Here is a 15,762-nt window from a genome sequence, read left to right as displayed (position 1 = left end):
CGGGGGAAAACCACACTGACCCCAAGGACCACGCCATGAACCGTCGTCAGATGATCTCGCTGGCCGCCCTGATGGCCGCCGCCCCCGCCCTGGCGATGGCGCAGGCCGCCCCTGCGGCCACCGGAGGCGACCGCTTTGCCCCGACCGAGGTCGCCATCCGCGACGATTTCGAGACCGGCAGCATCGTCGTGGTCAGCCGCGATTTCTATCTGTATCACGTCGTGGCCCCCGGCCGGGCGATCCGCTACGGCGTGGCCGTGGGCACCGCCGAGCTGGTCTGGAAGGGCAAGGCCACCATCGGCCGCAAGGTCGAATGGCCCAGCTGGCGCCCGACCAACGACATGATCGCCCGCAACCCCGACGCCTATCAGAAATACGCCGACGGCATGCCGGGCGGGCCGCAGAACCCCCTGGGGGCGCGGGCGCTGTATCTGTATGACGACCGCGGCAACGACACCGCCATCCGCATCCACGGCACGACCGATCCCGGCTCCATCGGGCGGGCGGTGTCCAACGGCTGCCTGCGCATGCGCAACGAGGCCGTGATCAGCCTGTTCGACCAGGTGCCGATCGGCACGCCCGTCTACGTCTTCTGATCTTGGACGCGCTGCGGCTGGCCAGTGCGGCGGACCCGGTCCTGGCCGGGTACGACGACATCATCGATGTCCGCGCGCCTGCGGAATACGCCGAGGATCACCTGCCCGGCGCCATCAACCTGCCGGTGCTGTCCGACGACGAACGCGCCCGGATCGGCACGATCTACAAGCAGGTGTCGCCGTTCGACGCGCGCAAGCTGGGCGCGGCGCTGGTCGCGGCCAATGCCGCGCGGCATCTGCAGGGGGTGCTGGCCGACCGGGGCGGGGCGTGGAAGCCGCTGGTTTATTGCTGGCGCGGCGGGCAGCGCTCGGGCAGTTTCGGCACCATCCTGGGCCAGATCGGCTGGCGCGTGGGCCGGGTCGAGGGTGGCTACAAGGCGTGGCGGTCGCTGGTGGTGGACCGGGTGCAGAAAGGGCCCATCGCGGCCCCGGTGATCGTGCTGGACGGCAATACCGGCAGCGCCAAGACCGCGATCCTGCAGCGGCTGGCCCTGCGCGGCCATCAGGTCATCGACCTCGAGGGCCTGGCCAACCATCGCGGCAGCCTGTTCGGCGGCCACCCCGAGGGCCAGCCCAGCCAGAAGATGTTCGAGGGTCGCCTGGCCGTCGCGCTGGAGCGTCTGGACCCCACCCGCCCCCTGCTGGTCGAGGCCGAAAGCAGCCGCATCGGCCAGATCGCCGTCCCCAAGGCCATGTGGCAGGCCATCTGCCGCGCGCCGCGCCTGCAGTTGCGGGTGCCCGTCGCGGCCCGCGCGGCCTTTACCGCCGCCACCTATCGCGACATGGTCGCGGACCCCGATCAGGTCGCCGCCATCCTGGACCTGATGGCCCCCCTGCACCCCGCCGAGCGGGTCGAGGGCTGGCGCGCGGCACTGGCGCAGGGCCAATGGCAGGCCCTGTCCGAGGGGTTGCTGCGCGACCATTACGACCCGCGCTATGACAAGCACCGGTCGCGGCATGACGATGGGCGCGGACAGATCGTCGCACTGGAGGGGCTGGCCGACCTGGACGCCGCGACCGGTCAGGTCGAGGCTGCGCTGGCGGTCATGGCCCGCTGAGGGGGCATTGGCCGCAGGGCCGCGCGGCACAGGTCGCCCTTTTGTGATCGGGCGGCGGCGCGGGTTCGACCTAGGCTCCGCGTCGTGCCACCCAAGGAGAGCCCGATGACCCGGATGAGTGCCAAGGATTTCCCGCAGGAATTGCTGGAGCTGTATGACTTCTACGCCCACGGCCGCATCACCAAGCGGCAGTTCCTGGACCGCGCGGGCAAGTTCGCGGTGGGCAGCGTGACTGCGCTGGCGCTGCTGAACATGCTGCGCCCGAATTACGCGCTGGCCCAGCAGGTGAACTTCAACGACCCCGACATCGTGCCGGAATACGTGACCTATCCCTCGCCCGAGGGGCATGGCGCGGTGCGCGCCTATCAGGTCGCACCCGCAGGCGACGGCCCCTGGCCCGCGGTGCTGGTGATCCACGAGAATCGCGGGCTGAACCCCTATATCGAGGATGTCGCCCGCAGGCTGGCCAAGGCCGGTTATCTGGCGCTGGCCCCCGACGGGCTGACCTCCAAGGGCGGCTATCCGGGCAACGATGAGGAGGGGCGCGCCCTGCAGGCCGAGGTTGACCCCACCCTGCTGATGAACGATTTCTTTGCCGGGGCCGAGCATCTGATGGGCCGCGACGATGCCACCCGCGTCGGCGCGGTGGGATTCTGCTATGGCGGCGGGGTCTGCAACGCGCTGGCGGTGGCCTATCCGGAGCTGGGCGCGTCGGTGCCCTTTTACGGGCGACAGGCGCCGGTGGCGGATGTGCCCAAGATCCAGGTGCCGCTGCTGTTCCAGTTCGCCGAGATCGACGAGAACGTCAACGCCACCTGGCCCGCCTATGAGGCCGCCCTGCAGGCCGAGGGCAAGACCTATGAGGCGCATGTCTATCCGGGCACCAACCACGGCTTTCACAACGATTCGACGCCGCGATACGACCCCGAGGCCGCCGATCTGGCCTGGCAGCGGACGCTGGACTGGTTCGCCCGCTACCTGACCTGACCCTTCAGGAACCGGCGCAGCACCGTTTCCAGCTTGGCCGCGCCCAGGGGGGCCATCGCCTTGGTGTGGTCGTGGCTGATCGATTCGTCGGACAGCCCGGCCCCCATGTTGGTGACGACCGAGATCGCTGCCGTGCGCAGCCCCAGGAACCGCGCCAGGATGATCTCGGGCACCGTCGACATGCCCACCGCATCCGCGCCAAGGATGCGCGCGGCGCGGATCTCGGCCGGGGTCTCGAAGCTGGGGCCGGAAAACCAGCAATAGACCCCCTCGGGCATCTCGACCCCTTCGGCTGCGGCGGCGTCGCGCAGGGCGGCGCGCATCTCCGCGTCATGGGCGTCGGTCATGGGCACGAACCGCGCGTCGGTTGCCTCTCCGATCAGGGGGTTGGTGCCGGCAAAGGCGATATGGTCGTTCAGCAGCATCAGCCCACCCGTCGGGATGTCGGCGCGCAGCGAGCCTGCCGCATTGGTCAGGATCAGCTTGGTCGTCCCCAAGGCGGCCAGCACCTCCAGCGGCAGCCGCATCGCGTCCGCGCGCCCCGATTCGTAGTAATGCGACCGCCCGCCAAAGACTGCGACGCGCCGCCCCTCCAGCTGGCCGATGACCAGCTGTGGGACATGGCCCGACACGCCCGCATGGGGAAAGCCCGGCAGATCGTCATAGGGGATCGCCACGCCATCGACCTGGCCCGACAGATGCCCCAGGCCCGATCCCAGGATCAGCCCGTATTCCGGGGCCTCCGGGCCCGCGCGGTCGCGGATCAGGGCGGCCAGCTCAGCGCTCTTTGACATAGGGCTCTCCTCCGGCGCGGGGCGGGATGGCGCGGCCGACGAAACCGGCCAGGATCACCACCGTCAGGATATAGGGCAGCGCGTTCATGAACATCGACGGCACCACCACGATGCCCAGATCCAGGTTCGGATAGAGGTTCGCGATCGCCTCCAGCAGACCGAAGAGGAAGGTCGCGAACAGCGCCTGCCAGGGCCGCCACTTGGCAAAGATCAGCGCCGCCAGCGCGATGAAGCCGCGCCCGGCGGTCATCTCCTTGACGAAGCCCGCCGACAGGCCGGTCGCCAGATAGGCGCCCGCGATGCCGCACAGGATGCCGCAGATCGCCACCGCCGTATAACGCAGCCGGGTGACCGACACGCCCGCCGTGTCCACCGAGGCGGGGTTTTCCCCCACCGCCCGCAGGCGCAGGCCGAAACGGGTGCGGAACAGCACCCACCAGGTGATCGGCACCATCGCGAAGGCTACATAGACCAAGATCGTCTGCCCCGAGATCAGCCCCGAATAGATCGGCCCCAGCACCGGCACATCGCGCAGGGCATCGGCAAAGGGCAGGGTGATCGGCTGGAACCGACCCGCCCCGGTCAGGGACGGCGTCCGCCCGCCCAGGCCGAATGCGTTCTGCCCGATCAGCACGGTCAGCCCCGAGGCCAGGAAGTTGATCGCCACGCCCGAGATCAGCTGGTTGCCCATGAAGGTGATCGAGGCCAGCCCGTGGATCAGCGACAGCGACAGCGACCCCGCGATGCCCGCCGCCAGGCCCAGCCAAGCGCTGCCGGTCAGATAGGCGACCGATGCGGCGGTAAAGGCCGCCATCAGCATCTTGCCTTCCAGCCCGATGTCAAAGACCCCGGCGCGTTCGGAATAAAGCCCCGCCAGACAGGCCAGCAGCAGCGGCGTCATCAGGCGCAGCGCGCTGCCGATGCCCTGCTGGGCGGCGGCCCCGTCGGCCAGCGCCCAGATCACGCAGATGGACAGGACGATGATCGCGATCAGCGATTCGCGGATGTTCATTTCACCGCCCCCCGGCTGGTCCGTTTCATGGTCAGGAACAGCCGCTCCAGCGGCATGCGGACCATGTTGTCCAGCGCGCCGGTGAACAGGATGACCAGCGCCTGGATCACCACGATCAGTTCCCGCGGGATCGAGGTCCACAGCGCCAGCTCTCCGCCGCCCTGATAGAGGAACCCGAACAGCAGCGCCGCCAGCAGGATGCCCAAGGGGTGGTTGCGGCCCATCAGGGCCACCGCGATGCCGATGAAGCCTGCACCCTCGACCGCGTTCAGGACCAGACGCTCGGCCTCGCCCATGACGTTGTTGATGGCCATCAGGCCCGCCAGCCCGCCGGAAATCAGCATGGCGATGACGGTGATGCGCACCGGGCTGATGCCCGCATAGACGGCGCCCGGCTCAGACCGGCCCAAGGCGCGGATCTGATAGCCCAAGCGGGTGCGCCAGATCAGCACCCAGATCAGGAAGCACGCCAGCACGGCCACCAGAAAGGTGATGTTGGCGGGCGTGTTGCGCCCCCAGGTGATGCCGATGGCCGCCGCCATGTCGGTCAGGGACGGCAGGTTGGTGGAGGCCGGAAACCGCGCCGTGGCGGGGTCCATGCTGCCCACCGGGCGCAGCAGGTTCACCAGCACATAGTTCAGCGTGGCGGCGGCGATAAAGTTGAACATGATCGTGGTGATCACGATATGGCTGCCGCGTTTCGCCTGCAAGATCGCGGGGATGAATGCCCAGGCCGCGCCAAAGACCGCCGCCCCGATCATCGCGGCGGGCAGCGCCAGCCCCCAATGCGGCAGCGGCAGATACAGCAGCACCAGCGCGACGCCCAGGCCGCCCATCGCCGCCTGCCCCTCGCCGCCGATATTGAACAGGCTGGCGTGATAGGCGACCATCACGGCCAGCCCGGTAAAGATGAAGTTGGTCGCGTAATACAGCGTGAATCCCCAGCCATAGCTGGAGCCGAGCGCGCCCTGGACCATCGTCTTGAGCGCCTCCCACGGGCTTTCGCCGATGGCCAGGATCACCAGCGCGGAGAAGCCCATCGCCAGGATCAGAGAGATCAGCGGCGTCAGGATCACGTCCGCCCATTTCGGCATCTTGTCCATCAGGCGCGTCCTTCCGGCAGGTCATGGGTCGTCTCGGGCGGAATTCCGGCCTCGGCGGGGGTGTTCTGCGTATCGGTGATGCCCGCCATCAGCAGGCCCAGCTCGCCCGTGGTGGTCTGGCCGGGCAGGCGTTCGCCCATGATGCGGCCGTCGAACATCACGGCCACGCGGTCGGACAAGGCCAAAATCTCGTCCAGCTCGACGCTGACCAGCAGGATCGCCTTGCCCGCGTCGCGCAGCGCCACGATCTGCTTGTGGATGAACTCGATCGCGCCGATGTCGACGCCGCGCGTGGGTTGCCCGATCAGCAGCAGGTCGGGGTTGCGCTCGATCTCGCGCGCGACGACGATCTTCTGCTGGTTCCCGCCCGAAAAGTTGCGCGCCGCCAGGTGGCAGTCGCGCGGGCGCACGTCGAACCGCTCCATCTTGGCCTGGGCGTCGCGGCGGATGGCGACATTGTCCATCAGCCAGCCCTTGTTGAACTCTGGCGCGTCGTGCCAGCCAAAGGCCACGTTCTCCCATGCGGTGAAATCCATGATCAGCCCCTCGACCTGACGGTCCTCGGGGATGTGGCCCACGCCGTCACGGCGGCGCTGACCGGCATCGCAGCCGCGCCCGGACAGGGGCAGGGGGGCGCCGTTCATCTGCACCGCGCCACTGACCTTGGCGCCCTTTTCGGGGTATCCGCCCAGAATCTCCAGCAGCTGCGTCTGGCCGTTGCCCGACACGCCGGCGATCCCCAGGATCTCTCCGGCGCGGATGTCCAGGTCGATGCCGCGCAGGCGCTCGACCCCATCGATATCGACCATGGTCAGGCCGCGCACCTCAAGCACCGGGGCCTGGGGCCGCGCCGGTTGCTTGTCCACGTTTAGCAGGACCTTGCGGCCCACCATCAGCTCGGCCAGCTGCTCGGGGCTGGTCTGGGCGGTCCTGACCGACGCCACCATCTCGCCGCGGCGCATCACGCTGACATTGTCGGTGATCTCCATGATCTCGCGCAGCTTGTGGGTGATCAGGATGATCGTCTTGCCCTCGTCGCGCAGCCCCTTGAGGATGCGGAACAGGTGGTCGGCCTCGGCGGGTGTCAGCACGCCGGTCGGCTCGTCCAGGATCAGGATGTCGGCCTGGCGATACAGCGCCTTGAGAATTTCGACCCGCTGCTGGTGGCCGACGGACAGGTTCTCGACCACCTCGTCTGGGTCCACGTTCAGCTGGTATTCGGCCGCCAGCTGCTTCAGCACGCCGCGCGCCTTGGACAAGGACGGGCGCAGCAGCGCGCCATCCTCGACGCCCAGAATGATGTTTTCCAGCACGGTGAAGTTCTGCACCAGCTTGAAATGCTGGAACACCATGCCGATGCCCGCGCGGATCGCGGTCTGGCTGTCGCTGATGCTGATAGGCCTGCCGCCCACCAGGATCTGGCCCTCATCGGGTTTGTAGAACCCGTACAGGATCGACATCAGCGTCGACTTCCCGGCGCCGTTCTCTCCGATGATGCCGTGGATGGTGCCGCGGGGCACGGACAGGCTGATGTCGCGGTTCGCCTGAACCGCCCCGAACGCCTTCGAGATGCCGCGCAGCTCGATGGCAGCGGGGGCGGCCGTGTCCGACCGCCCCCCCAACATGTCGCTTGCGGTGGTCATTACGAGGCCGGGCAGGCGTTGTCGGTCATGTAATCATGCACCACGACCTCGCCCGAGGCGATGGCGGCGCGTGCCTCGTCCACGGCAGCCTGCATCTCGTCGGTGACCAGATCGGCGTTGTTGTCGTCGATGGCGACATCGACGCCCTCGGCGGCCAGATCCATGACACGGATGCCCGCCTCCAGCTCGGTTCCCGCCGTAAAGGCGTCGAACACCGCGTTATCCACGCGCTTGACCATCGAGGTCAGCACCTGCCCCGGATGCAGCGCGTTCTGGTTGCTGTCCACGCCGATCGACAGCACGCCCAGATCGGCCGCCGTCTGCAGCACGCCGATGCCGGTGCCGCCCGCAGCCGCATAGACCACGTCGGCCCCCTGCGAGACCTGCGCGCGGGTCAGCTCTCCGCCGCGGACCGGGTCGTTCCAGGCCGCGGGCGTGGTGCCGGTAAAGTTCATCAGCACTGTCCCCTCGGGCTGGACCGCCTTGAACCCTTGGGCAAAGCCGCAATGGAACTTGTGGATCAGCGGGATGTCCATGCCGCCGATGAATCCGACAGTCCCCGATTCAGACGCCTGACCGGCCATCACGCCTGCCAGATAGCTGCCCTCTTCCTCGGTGAAGACGATCGACTGCACGTTCGGCGCCTCGACCACCATGTCGATGATGGCGAATTTGGTGTCCGGGTAATCGCCCGCCACTTGGGTCAGCACGTCGCCAAAGGCAAAGCCCACCATCACGATCGGGTTCGATCCGCTTTCGGCCAGGCGGCGGAGCGCCTGCTCGCGCTGCGCCTCGGACTGCATCTCCAGCTCGCGATAGGTGCCGCCGGTCTCCTCGACCCACCGCTGCGCGCCCATGAAGCCCGCCTCGTTGAACGACTTGTCGAACTTGCCGCCAAGATCATAGATAAGGGCCGGATCGGCCAGCGCCGCGCCGGTCGACAGCACCGCCAGGGCCGAGCCCGCCAAAAGCGATTTCATCAGGGACATGTAAGCAACCTCATCCTGTTTTTCGCGGGCGATTCAACGGGCCCGCTGATCGCCCGATTAGGGCGCATCGCATGGGGCCGGTCAACCGCCTTCTTGGGTGGCACGCAGCGTCAGACGCATGACGATCGCATCCGTCGCGGGGCCGTAATATCGCCGTCTGACGCCCGCTTCCAGCCATCCCGTGGCCGCGTAGAGGCTCCGTGCCGCAAGGTTGTCCGCCGCGACCTCCAGATAGGCCGCATCGGACCCCATCCGGGCGGCTCTGCCCGCAAAATCGGCAACCAGACCACGCCCGATGCCCCCCCGCCGCGCATCCGGGTCCACTGCCAGGGTCAACAGTTCGGCCTCGCCAGCGATGGCGCGGCCCATCAGGAACCCGCCCGGCGCGGTCAGCAGGAACACCCCGCGCGTGCCCAGCAGACCCGCAAATTCCGCAGCCGACCACGGGCGCGGACGCTTGAAACACCGCGCATGCAGGGCGGCCAGCGCCTCGGGCGTCACGCCGTGATCCGCGCCGGTCACGCCAGAATGACCGGCGGCGCATCGCGCGCAGGCGCCGCATCGGCGGGCCGCAGATAGACGGGCGCGGGCCGGGGCTGCGGATCGCCCGCGACCCCCTCGGCGATCCCCACCGCCGGCGCAGCCGGCGCGGGGCCGGGCGGCAGCGCACCGGTCGCAGCTTGCTGCGGCCGGCCCCCTGCGCCCTCGGCAAAGTCCTGAAACAGGACCATGTCGCCCTTGCCCGTGATCACCACCCGACAGGGCCGGGCCAGCCCCCAGGCCAGCGCCTCGGGCGCGCCCACGCCCACCGCCGGAATGCGCAGTGACAGCGCCAGCCCACGCGCGGCCGCGACCGCCACGCGGATGCCGGTGAAATTGCCGGGCCCCGTGCCGACCCCGATCACGTCCAGATCGCGCCAGCCCAGCCCCGCCTCGGCCAGCATCTCCTCCAGCATCGGCATCAGCCGCTCGGCCTGGCCCTTCGCCATCGGCTCATGGCGCACCGCCAGAACTGCATTGCCGCGCAGCAAAGCGGCCGCGCAATGCGCGGCCGATGTGTCAAATCCCAGGGTGATCCGGTCAGGCAACGGGCCGGACCTCGACCACCTCGGGGATGTAATGGCGCAGCAGGTTCTCGATCCCCATCTTCAGCGTCAGGGTCGAGGACGGGCAACCCGCGCAGGCCCCCTGCATGTGCAGATAGACGATCCCGCGATCGAACCCGTGGAACGTGATGTCGCCGCCATCCTGCGCCACCGCAGGACGGACGCGCGTGTCCAGCAGCTCCTTGATCTGCACGACGATCTCGGCATCGGGGCCGGCCTCATGGGCGACATGGCCGCCATTGTCGGATGCCGCCCCCTCGATCGCCGGGGCGCCCGACTGGAAATGCTCCATGATCGCGCCCAGGACCGACGGCTTCAGATGATCCCACGGCACCTGGTCAGCCTTGGTCACGGTCACGAAATCGCGGCCTAGGAAGACGCCGGTCACCCCGTCCACCGCAAAGATCCGCCGCGCCAGGGGCGATGCGGCCCCGGTCTCGGGGCTGGGGAAATCGGCCGTGCCGCTGCCCAGTACCGTCTCTCCGGGCAGGAATTTCAGCGTGGCGGGGTTCGGGGTGGTCTCGGTCTGGATGAACATGGGGGCGCTCCTTTGATCCCGATATGGCGATCCGGGGGGCTTGGGTCAACCCGCCCGCCACGCGCCGGGCCATGCCGCGGCGCGGCTCACGTGATGGCCTCCAGCCGCTCCTTGGACAGATCGCCCGGCACCAGAGAGATCGCGCAGGGCAGCGCCGTCGGATCGCGCAGCAGCCGCGTCAGCACCGGGTTCGTGCTGCTCTTGTCGGATGACAGGCCCAGCACGACGACGCCCACCTCGCCATCCTCGGTGATCTGCGCCAGCAGCTCCTCGGCGGTGTCGCCCTCGCGGATGACCAGCGCAGGCTCGATCCCCTGGCGGGACCGCATCCATTTGGCGAACACCTCGAAATGCGCCTCAATCCGCTCACGGGCCTCGGCGCGCATCACGTCGGCCACGCCGAATCCGTGCTGGATCTCTTCGGCGGGAATGACCGACAGGATCACCACCGACGCGCCCTGCGATTTCGCCGCCCGCATCGCGGCAAAGCGCATCGCGTTCAGGCATTCCCTGCTGTCGTCCAGCAGGACCAGAAATTTCCGCATCGTCACCCGGACCCCTGTTTCCTGTCCCCGGACAGTGGCCGATGTGCCATGCACGCGCAAGTGATTGCCGAGACGGGTGGCCGGGCGGTTCCCAATCCCTGCATGATGTGCTAGCGGCGATAGGGGTAATTGCCTGAAATCGCAAAGCGGACGGTGTCGTGACGATCCATCATGATTGGGAAAAGACGGACGCCGTAGGCATCGCGGGTTCGCAGATGGCTTGGTTCGCCCGGCTCAAGATCGCCGACCGCAATCCTATGCCGACTTCCAAACGGCTGTTCGACATCGTCTTCGCCATCCTGCTGCTGATCCCGCTCTCGCTGTTGATGGGCGTGGTCACGCTGGTGCTTTTGGTGACGCAAGGTCGACCGATCTTTTACGCAGCGCCGCGTATGCGCGGTCCGAACCGGCCCTTTACCCATCTGAAGTTCCGCACCATGCTATGCACCGACACGGATTCGGGCGTGACTGGCGGGCATAAAAAATGGCGGATCACGCCGCTCGGGCATTTCCTGCGCCGCACGCGTATCGACGAATTGCCGCAGCTGTTCAACATCCTCAAGGGCGACATGAGCTTTGTCGGACCCCGCCCGACCATTCGCGAGTATGTCGAGCGGTATCCCAGCATTTACGGCCAAGTGTTGAAAAGCCGTCCCGGCGTCACGGGCCTCGCCACGCTGATCTATCACCGCCACGAGGATCGGATTCTTGCCAGCTGCAAGTCTGCCGAGGATACCGAGCGCGCCTACGCTCGCCGCTGCCTGCCAGCCAAGCTCAAGATCGACCTGATCTATCAGCGCCACCGCTCCATGCGGCTGGACCTGTGGATCCTGTGGCACACGGTCAAGATTGTCGTCTCCTCGCGAGACGAGCGCCCGCGCCGTCGCCGCCGAGGCCATTCCTATCTGCCGGTCGGCCCCTCGCCACGCGCGCCGAACGGATCGCGCGGGTAACCCACCCCGGTCAGATACAGCCCGTGGGGCGGACAGACCGGCCCGCAGGCCGCGCGGTTGCGCGCCTCCAGCGCGTCGCGGACCCGGTCGGGCGCCCATGATCCCGCGCCCACCCGCTCCAGCGTGCCGACGATGCTGCGCACCTGATTGTGCAGGAACGACCGCGCACGCAGGTGGAACCGGTATTCCATGCCCTGCGGAATGGGCTGCGCCTCGATCCTGATCTCGTCCAGCGACTTCACCGGGCTTTTCGCCTGACAGATCGACGACCGGAAGGTCGTAAAGTCGTGATGCCCGACCAGATGCGCCGCCCCCGCCCGCATCGCGCCCAAGTCCAGCGGGTTCAGCACCTGCCAGACCTGCCCCTTGCCATGGGTCATCGGCGCGCGCCGCGCCACCAGTCGGAACAGATAGCGCCGCTCGACCGCGGAAAACCGCGCGTGGAAATCGTCATCGACCCGCGCCGCCTGCAGGATCGCCACGGGGGCGGGCTTGAGGTGCCAGTTCAGCGCCTCGGACAGGCGGAACAGGTCCCAATCGCGGTCCAGATCGGCATGGGCCACCTGTCCGGTCGCATGCACGCCCGCATCGGTGCGCCCGGCGGCGGCAATACGGCGGGTCGCGAAACCGGGGTCCAGCCGCGCCAGCGCGGCCTCTATCGCGCCCTGCACGCTTGGCTGATCGGCCTGCGCCTGCCAGCCGGCAAAGGGCGCGCCGTCATATTCGACTTGAAAGGCAAAGCGGGGCATCAGTCGCGCGGAACCTTCTGCCCCGGAAAGGGCGTGCGCAGTAGATCGTCCAGCGTCTGCGCCTCGGCGCTCTGCAGGGCGGGGCGGTCGGCGGGATCGACGCGGGTCGCGGCGCCGGTCAGCCCCTCGCGGGCCAGACGGTCGCGCAGGACCGACATCTCGATGTCCAGCGCGTCGCGGTCGCCGTCCAGCAGCCGGTCGGCGCGGGCGATGAAATCTTTTTCCAGATCGTCCAGGAAACTCTCGTAATCGGCCCGCGCCTTCTGATCCTGGGTCAGCGCATAGAGGTCCGCGAAGCGCATCGTCGCGTCCCGCGCCCCCATCAGATAGACCCCCAGATACCGCCGGGCCGAGGACAGCCCGCCGGGATTGTCGCGCACCCGGTCGAACAGATGCCGGACCGAGGCGTCGAACATCGCCACCCGCGCCTCCAGCCGCCGGTCGCCGGTGCGGGTGATGGCCGTGCGCATCTGCTCCAGATGGCCCTGGGCCTCGTCGATCATCCGCTGCGCGCGATCCTGCTGAAAGCTGTCCACGCCCGCCGCGGTCTTGTCGCGCCACGGGTCCAGGCCAAAGCTGATCTGATGCAGCGCCAGGCCCGCCGCGCCGATCAGCCCGGCCTCGGCCCAGATGCCGGGTTCCGCAGCGCCAAGGCCCAGGCCCAGCCCCGCCAGCACGCCGCCGAACAGCTTGCGCGGGATCGCGGGCCGCTTGGCGATGCGGCGTGCCTCGAATGTGGCCTGCGCCACCAGCCCCTCGCGGGTCATCCACATGCCGCTGGCGACCAGGCCAAAGGCCGCAAGGTCGGTGACCATTCCCGCAGGCCCCTGAAAGAACGCGCCCAGCAGAAAGGGCGTCGCGGCCAGCGTGATCCATTTCGGCCGCCCCTCATGGGGGTGGCGCGGCGTGGGCGGCAGGGCGGGCTGCGTGCGGGTTCCGGGCGAAAAGCGCCCTCCGAATCGGTTCGACATGATCCCCCCTCAGCCCCCGCCCGCCATCGAGGCATAGAGCGTCAGCACCAGCAGCAGATAAAAGCTCAGCCGAGCCTGGGCATTGCGAGACATGGCCATCCTTTCGCATCCAGCGCCTTATATCGGCATCGCGCCCGGAAATTCAAACGGCGCGCGGAAACAGCCGGTCCAGCGCCGCAGTCAGGGGCGCGTCATCCGTCAGGGCCAGCCGCACGGGCAGCGCCATGACCTTGGGGCGAAAGGCGCGGGGCAGGCGGGCCGCGTCCTTTTCGGTGGTGACCAGCTGGGCGCGGGTCATGCGCGCCTCGGTCTCCAGCCGGGTCAGCAGGGCGGGGGTGAAGGGCTGGTGATCGTCCAGCCCCTCGGCCCGGACGATCTCGGCGCCCAGGGACCGCAGCGTGGCAAAGAACTTCTCGGGGTGGCCGATGCCGGCGAATGCCAGCACCCGGTGCCCGCGCCAGTCGAACCCCATCTGCAGCGGCGCCAGTTGCCCGCGCAGATGCGGCGGCGCGCCGGGGGGCGCGGTGAACCCCGCCTGCGCCGCATCCGGCCCGATGGACAGCAGCAGATCGGCCCGTGCCAGCCCCACAGCGACCGGCTCGCGCAGCGGACCCGCCGGGATGCACAGCCCGTTGCCGAACCCCTTGGCCGCATCCACCACCACCAGCGACAGGTCATGCGCCAGCGCCGGGTCCTGGAACCCATCGTCCAGGATGATCGCCTGCGCGCCCGCCGCCACCGCCGCCCGCGCGCCCGCCCGGCGGTCATCGGCCACCCAGACCGGGCCAAAGGCCGCCATCAGCAGCGGCTCGTCCCCGGTCAGGGCGGCGTCATGGGCGCGTTCGTCCACGCGCAGCGGCCCCGTCGCGCTGCCGCCATACCCGCGCGAGACCACATGCGCGGCGATCCCCCGCGCCGCCAGCGCCATCTGCAGATGGATCACGGTGGGCGTCTTGCCGGTGCCGCCCGCATTGATGTTGCCCACGCAGATCACCGGCACGCCCACCCGGTCGCGCGGCCCCTGCGCCAGGCGGCGGGCGGTGGCCCGCGCATAACCCGCACCAAGCGGCGTCAGCAGGCGCGCGCGCATCGTCGGAGGGGTCAGGAACCAGAAGCCGGGGGCGCGGGTCATGCGGGCTGCCTTTCGGGACGCTCCAGCGTCTCGGCGACGCGGGTGGCGATGCGCAGGGCCACATCGGCGCCCCCCGTGCTGACGGTCCAGGCGTTGCTGGCCAGGGTGGCGATGGTTTCGGGCTGGGTCAGTTCGGTGACGGCCAGGGCCAGATCCTCGGCATGGCGCACCTGGCGCGCGGCCTGGGCGCCCGACAGCTGCTGCCATTCGGTGGCATGCGGGCCGGTCTGCGGGCCGTGCACGATGGCCGATCCCAGGGCGGCGGGTTCGAACGGGTGGCGCATGGCGTCGGATTCGCCCGACAGCGTGCCGCCCATGAAGCTGACGGGCGCCAGGCGATACCACAGCCCCATCTCGGTCGGGCCGTCGGTCAGCAGGACCTGGATCTCGTCGCCGAAATCCTCGTCCTCGCTGCGCCGGGCGACGGTCAGGCCCTGCGCCTCGATGTCGCGGGCCAGGGCGTCCATGCGGGTCGGATCGGCGGGCGCGATGATCAGCAGCGCGCGATGCGACCGGCGCAGCGCCGCCTGATGCGCGGACAGCACGGCCTCCTCCTCGGCCTGCGGCAGGCAGGCCGCGAACCAGGCGTGGCGCCCGTTCATCTGCTGCGCCATCGAGGCGCGCTCGGTCTCGGAACAGCGCAGCGGCTCGCGGATTTCCGAGACCGGGCCGGTCATGGACAGCCGCCCCTCGGGCAGGGACATGCGGCGGGCGATGGTCAGGCTGGGCATGTCGGTCAGCAGAATCGCCTCCATCTGCGACAGCAGCTGACGGCGCATCAGCGCCTGCAGCCCCCAGCCCAGATCCGCCGCGCTGAGCCGGCATTCGGCCAGGATCACCGGCACCCGCCGCGCGGTGGCCGCCGCGATCAGCGCGGGCGGCAGGTCGGAGCCCAACAGCAGGACGGCGCGCGGGCGTGCCTGGTCCAGCAGCTGCGCGGCCACGACCGGGTCGTCGGCCCCGCCGTCCGCGTCAAGGCGCAGCAGGCGCAGCCCGGCGCGCGCGCGGGTCAGGCAGGCGATGATCTGGGGCGCGGCCCGGGCCGCGTCCGGGGCGGTATGGACCACCAGCGCGGGGCCGGTGCCGGCCGGGATCGCGGGCAGGGACGCGGCGTCGGTGCGGCGGCCGCGCAGATGCAGCCACAGCCCCAGCTGGCCCAAGCCCGATCCCGGCCGGGTCATCAGCCGCCCAGTTCCTCGGTCGGGCTGACCTCGCGCTGTTCGTCGCGCAGGCGGTGCAGATGCGCGATGAAATAGCGGGTATGGGCGCTGTCCACGGTGCGCTGCGCCTCAGCCTTCCAGGCGGCGAAGGCGCTGTCGTAATCGGGGAAGATGCCGACCATGTGGATCTGTTTGGTGTCGCGGAACTTGGTGCTCTGCGGATCGACCAGCTCGCCACCGAAGACGAGATGCAGGCGCTGACTCATGGGACCTCCTGAGGGGGGATACGGGGTATCGGGACGGGGGCGAACCTAGCGCGCGCCGCCCGCGCGGTGAAGCGGAAACGCATAAAATTCGAGGTGTTCCGCCTTTGCCTGCCCGGCGGACGGGCGTCTAGGTTCGGGCCTGAGGGCAGAAGGCCCGGAA

18 protein-coding genes are annotated in these 15,762 nt (G+C 69.1%); 4 read left to right on the top strand and 14 right to left on the bottom strand.

All coding sequences use genetic code 11. The annotated features are described in order from the left end of the window. Nucleotides 1-35: 35 nt before the first annotated feature. The 3 genes from ABS73_RS07855 to yghX all read left to right on the top strand — a co-directional run bounded on the left by ABS73_RS07855 (nucleotide 36) and on the right by yghX (nucleotide 2,641). The gene (locus tag ABS73_RS07855) at nucleotides 36-596 is read left to right on the top strand and encodes a L,D-transpeptidase (RefSeq protein WP_277019629.1); all 561 of its coding nucleotides are present in this window, start codon (nucleotides 36-38) and stop codon (nucleotides 594-596) included. Nucleotides 597-598: 2 nt separating this feature from the next. Next, the gene (mnmH, locus tag ABS73_RS07850; RefSeq protein ID WP_277019627.1) at nucleotides 599-1,654 is read left to right on the top strand and encodes a tRNA 2-selenouridine(34) synthase MnmH; all 1,056 of its coding nucleotides are present in this window, start codon (nucleotides 599-601) and stop codon (nucleotides 1,652-1,654) included. 105 nt (nucleotides 1,655-1,759) lie between these two features. Further along, nucleotides 1,760-2,641, top strand: coding sequence for a YghX family hydrolase (gene yghX / locus ABS73_RS07845; protein WP_277019625.1), 882 nt, complete (start codon nucleotides 1,760-1,762; stop codon nucleotides 2,639-2,641). On the opposite strand, the gene ABS73_RS07840 is transcribed toward yghX, so the two are convergent. The 9 genes from ABS73_RS07840 to ABS73_RS07800 form a co-directional block, all read right to left on the bottom strand. After that, a complete protein-coding gene (locus ABS73_RS07840) occupies nucleotides 2,629-3,435 on the bottom strand; it encodes a purine-nucleoside phosphorylase (RefSeq protein ID WP_277019623.1) in 807 nt (268 codons plus the stop codon). The two genes, yghX and ABS73_RS07840, sit on opposite strands and share 13 nt — an antisense overlap. After that, nucleotides 3,419-4,447, bottom strand: a complete 1,029-nt coding sequence (locus ABS73_RS07835; protein WP_277019621.1) for an ABC transporter permease — start codon at nucleotides 4,445-4,447, stop codon at nucleotides 3,419-3,421. The genes ABS73_RS07840 and ABS73_RS07835 overlap by 17 nt, the downstream gene beginning before the upstream one ends. Beyond that, a complete protein-coding gene (locus tag ABS73_RS07830; RefSeq protein ID WP_277019619.1) occupies nucleotides 4,444-5,550 on the bottom strand; it encodes an ABC transporter permease in 1,107 nt (368 codons plus the stop codon). Before ABS73_RS07830 ends, ABS73_RS07835 begins: the two co-directional genes overlap by 4 nt. Next, the gene (locus ABS73_RS07825; protein WP_277019617.1) at nucleotides 5,550-7,193 is read right to left on the bottom strand and encodes an ABC transporter ATP-binding protein; all 1,644 of its coding nucleotides are present in this window, start codon (nucleotides 7,191-7,193) and stop codon (nucleotides 5,550-5,552) included. Before ABS73_RS07825 ends, ABS73_RS07830 begins: the two co-directional genes overlap by 1 nt. Continuing rightward, complete coding sequence (locus ABS73_RS07820; RefSeq protein ID WP_277019615.1) at nucleotides 7,193-8,182, bottom strand: BMP family lipoprotein; 990 nt, start codon at nucleotides 8,180-8,182, stop codon at nucleotides 7,193-7,195. The genes ABS73_RS07825 and ABS73_RS07820 overlap by 1 nt, the downstream gene beginning before the upstream one ends. 81 nt (nucleotides 8,183-8,263) lie before the next feature. Then, nucleotides 8,264-8,704: a GNAT family N-acetyltransferase gene (locus tag ABS73_RS07815; protein WP_277019613.1), complete on the bottom strand. Its 441-nt coding sequence runs from the start codon at nucleotides 8,702-8,704 to the stop codon at nucleotides 8,264-8,266. Next, complete coding sequence (gene tsaB, locus ABS73_RS07810) at nucleotides 8,701-9,270, bottom strand: tRNA (adenosine(37)-N6)-threonylcarbamoyltransferase complex dimerization subunit type 1 TsaB (RefSeq protein ID WP_286693426.1); 570 nt, start codon at nucleotides 9,268-9,270, stop codon at nucleotides 8,701-8,703. The genes ABS73_RS07815 and tsaB overlap by 4 nt, the downstream gene beginning before the upstream one ends. Next, on the bottom strand, nucleotides 9,263-9,826 hold the full coding sequence (locus tag ABS73_RS07805) for a NifU family protein (protein ID WP_136855430.1): 564 nt from the start codon (nucleotides 9,824-9,826) through the stop codon (nucleotides 9,263-9,265). The genes tsaB and ABS73_RS07805 overlap by 8 nt, the downstream gene beginning before the upstream one ends. Nucleotides 9,827-9,912: 86 nt before the next feature. Then, on the bottom strand, nucleotides 9,913-10,371 hold the full coding sequence (locus tag ABS73_RS07800; protein ID WP_136855431.1) for a universal stress protein: 459 nt from the start codon (nucleotides 10,369-10,371) through the stop codon (nucleotides 9,913-9,915). Nucleotides 10,372-10,529: 158 nt separating this feature from the next. Between ABS73_RS07800 and ABS73_RS07795 the strand changes: the two genes are divergently transcribed. Continuing rightward, nucleotides 10,530-11,324: a sugar transferase gene (locus tag ABS73_RS07795; protein ID WP_338118586.1), complete on the top strand. Its 795-nt coding sequence runs from the start codon at nucleotides 10,530-10,532 to the stop codon at nucleotides 11,322-11,324. Here ABS73_RS07795 and truA read toward each other — a convergent pair. The 5 genes from truA to ABS73_RS07770 form a co-directional block, all read right to left on the bottom strand. Continuing rightward, nucleotides 11,273-12,073 (bottom strand): tRNA pseudouridine(38-40) synthase TruA, encoded by an 801-nt coding sequence (gene truA, locus ABS73_RS07790; RefSeq protein WP_277019608.1) that lies wholly within the window; start codon nucleotides 12,071-12,073, stop codon nucleotides 11,273-11,275. The two genes, ABS73_RS07795 and truA, sit on opposite strands and share 52 nt — an antisense overlap. After that, nucleotides 12,073-13,044, bottom strand: coding sequence for a 5-bromo-4-chloroindolyl phosphate hydrolysis family protein (locus tag ABS73_RS07785; protein WP_277019606.1), 972 nt, complete (start codon nucleotides 13,042-13,044; stop codon nucleotides 12,073-12,075). Before ABS73_RS07785 ends, truA begins: the two co-directional genes overlap by 1 nt. A 142-nt stretch (nucleotides 13,045-13,186) precedes the next feature. Next, nucleotides 13,187-14,176 (bottom strand): tetraacyldisaccharide 4'-kinase, encoded by a 990-nt coding sequence (gene lpxK / locus ABS73_RS07780; protein WP_277019604.1) that lies wholly within the window; start codon nucleotides 14,174-14,176, stop codon nucleotides 13,187-13,189. Further along, nucleotides 14,173-15,357 carry a 3-deoxy-D-manno-octulosonic acid transferase gene (locus ABS73_RS07775; protein ID WP_277019602.1) on the bottom strand — a complete coding sequence of 395 codons (1,185 nt, stop codon included), beginning with the start codon at nucleotides 15,355-15,357 and terminating at the stop codon, nucleotides 14,173-14,175. Before ABS73_RS07775 ends, lpxK begins: the two co-directional genes overlap by 4 nt. After that, the gene (locus tag ABS73_RS07770; RefSeq protein ID WP_136855436.1) at nucleotides 15,357-15,602 is read right to left on the bottom strand and encodes a DUF4170 domain-containing protein; all 246 of its coding nucleotides are present in this window, start codon (nucleotides 15,600-15,602) and stop codon (nucleotides 15,357-15,359) included. Before ABS73_RS07770 ends, ABS73_RS07775 begins: the two co-directional genes overlap by 1 nt. Nucleotides 15,603-15,762 lie beyond the last annotated feature (160 nt).

Source organism: Paracoccus sp. SCN 68-21 (assembly GCF_001724535.1).
GTDB lineage: Bacteria > Pseudomonadota > Alphaproteobacteria > Rhodobacterales > Rhodobacteraceae > Paracoccus > Paracoccus hibiscisoli.
This window is presented reverse-complemented; position numbering and strand designations above follow the sequence as displayed.

Coding starts and splice junctions, on each gene's coding strand:
- lpxK (WP_277019604.1), bottom strand. CDS start 14,176: ATGACCCGCGCCCCCGGCTTCTGGTTCCTGACCCCTCCGACGATGCGC.
- ABS73_RS07820 (WP_277019615.1), bottom strand. CDS start 8,182: ATGTCCCTGATGAAATCGCTTTTGGCGGGCTCGGCCCTGGCGGTGCTG.
- yghX (WP_277019625.1), top strand. CDS start 1,760: ATGACCCGGATGAGTGCCAAGGATTTCCCGCAGGAATTGCTGGAGCTG.
- ABS73_RS07800 (WP_136855431.1), bottom strand. CDS start 10,371: ATGCGGAAATTTCTGGTCCTGCTGGACGACAGCAGGGAATGCCTGAAC.
- ABS73_RS07785 (WP_277019606.1), bottom strand. CDS start 13,044: ATGTCGAACCGATTCGGAGGGCGCTTTTCGCCCGGAACCCGCACGCAG.
- ABS73_RS07825 (WP_277019617.1), bottom strand. CDS start 7,193: ATGACCACCGCAAGCGACATGTTGGGGGGGCGGTCGGACACGGCCGCC.
- ABS73_RS07770 (WP_136855436.1), bottom strand. CDS start 15,602: ATGAGTCAGCGCCTGCATCTCGTCTTCGGTGGCGAGCTGGTCGATCCG.
- ABS73_RS07775 (WP_277019602.1), bottom strand. CDS start 15,357: ATGACCCGGCCGGGATCGGGCTTGGGCCAGCTGGGGCTGTGGCTGCAT.
- ABS73_RS07855 (WP_277019629.1), top strand. CDS start 36: ATGAACCGTCGTCAGATGATCTCGCTGGCCGCCCTGATGGCCGCCGCC.
- ABS73_RS07835 (WP_277019621.1), bottom strand. CDS start 4,447: ATGAACATCCGCGAATCGCTGATCGCGATCATCGTCCTGTCCATCTGC.
- ABS73_RS07840 (WP_277019623.1), bottom strand. CDS start 3,435: ATGTCAAAGAGCGCTGAGCTGGCCGCCCTGATCCGCGACCGCGCGGGC.
- ABS73_RS07830 (WP_277019619.1), bottom strand. CDS start 5,550: ATGGACAAGATGCCGAAATGGGCGGACGTGATCCTGACGCCGCTGATC.
- truA (WP_277019608.1), bottom strand. CDS start 12,073: ATGCCCCGCTTTGCCTTTCAAGTCGAATATGACGGCGCGCCCTTTGCC.
- ABS73_RS07805 (WP_136855430.1), bottom strand. CDS start 9,826: ATGTTCATCCAGACCGAGACCACCCCGAACCCCGCCACGCTGAAATTC.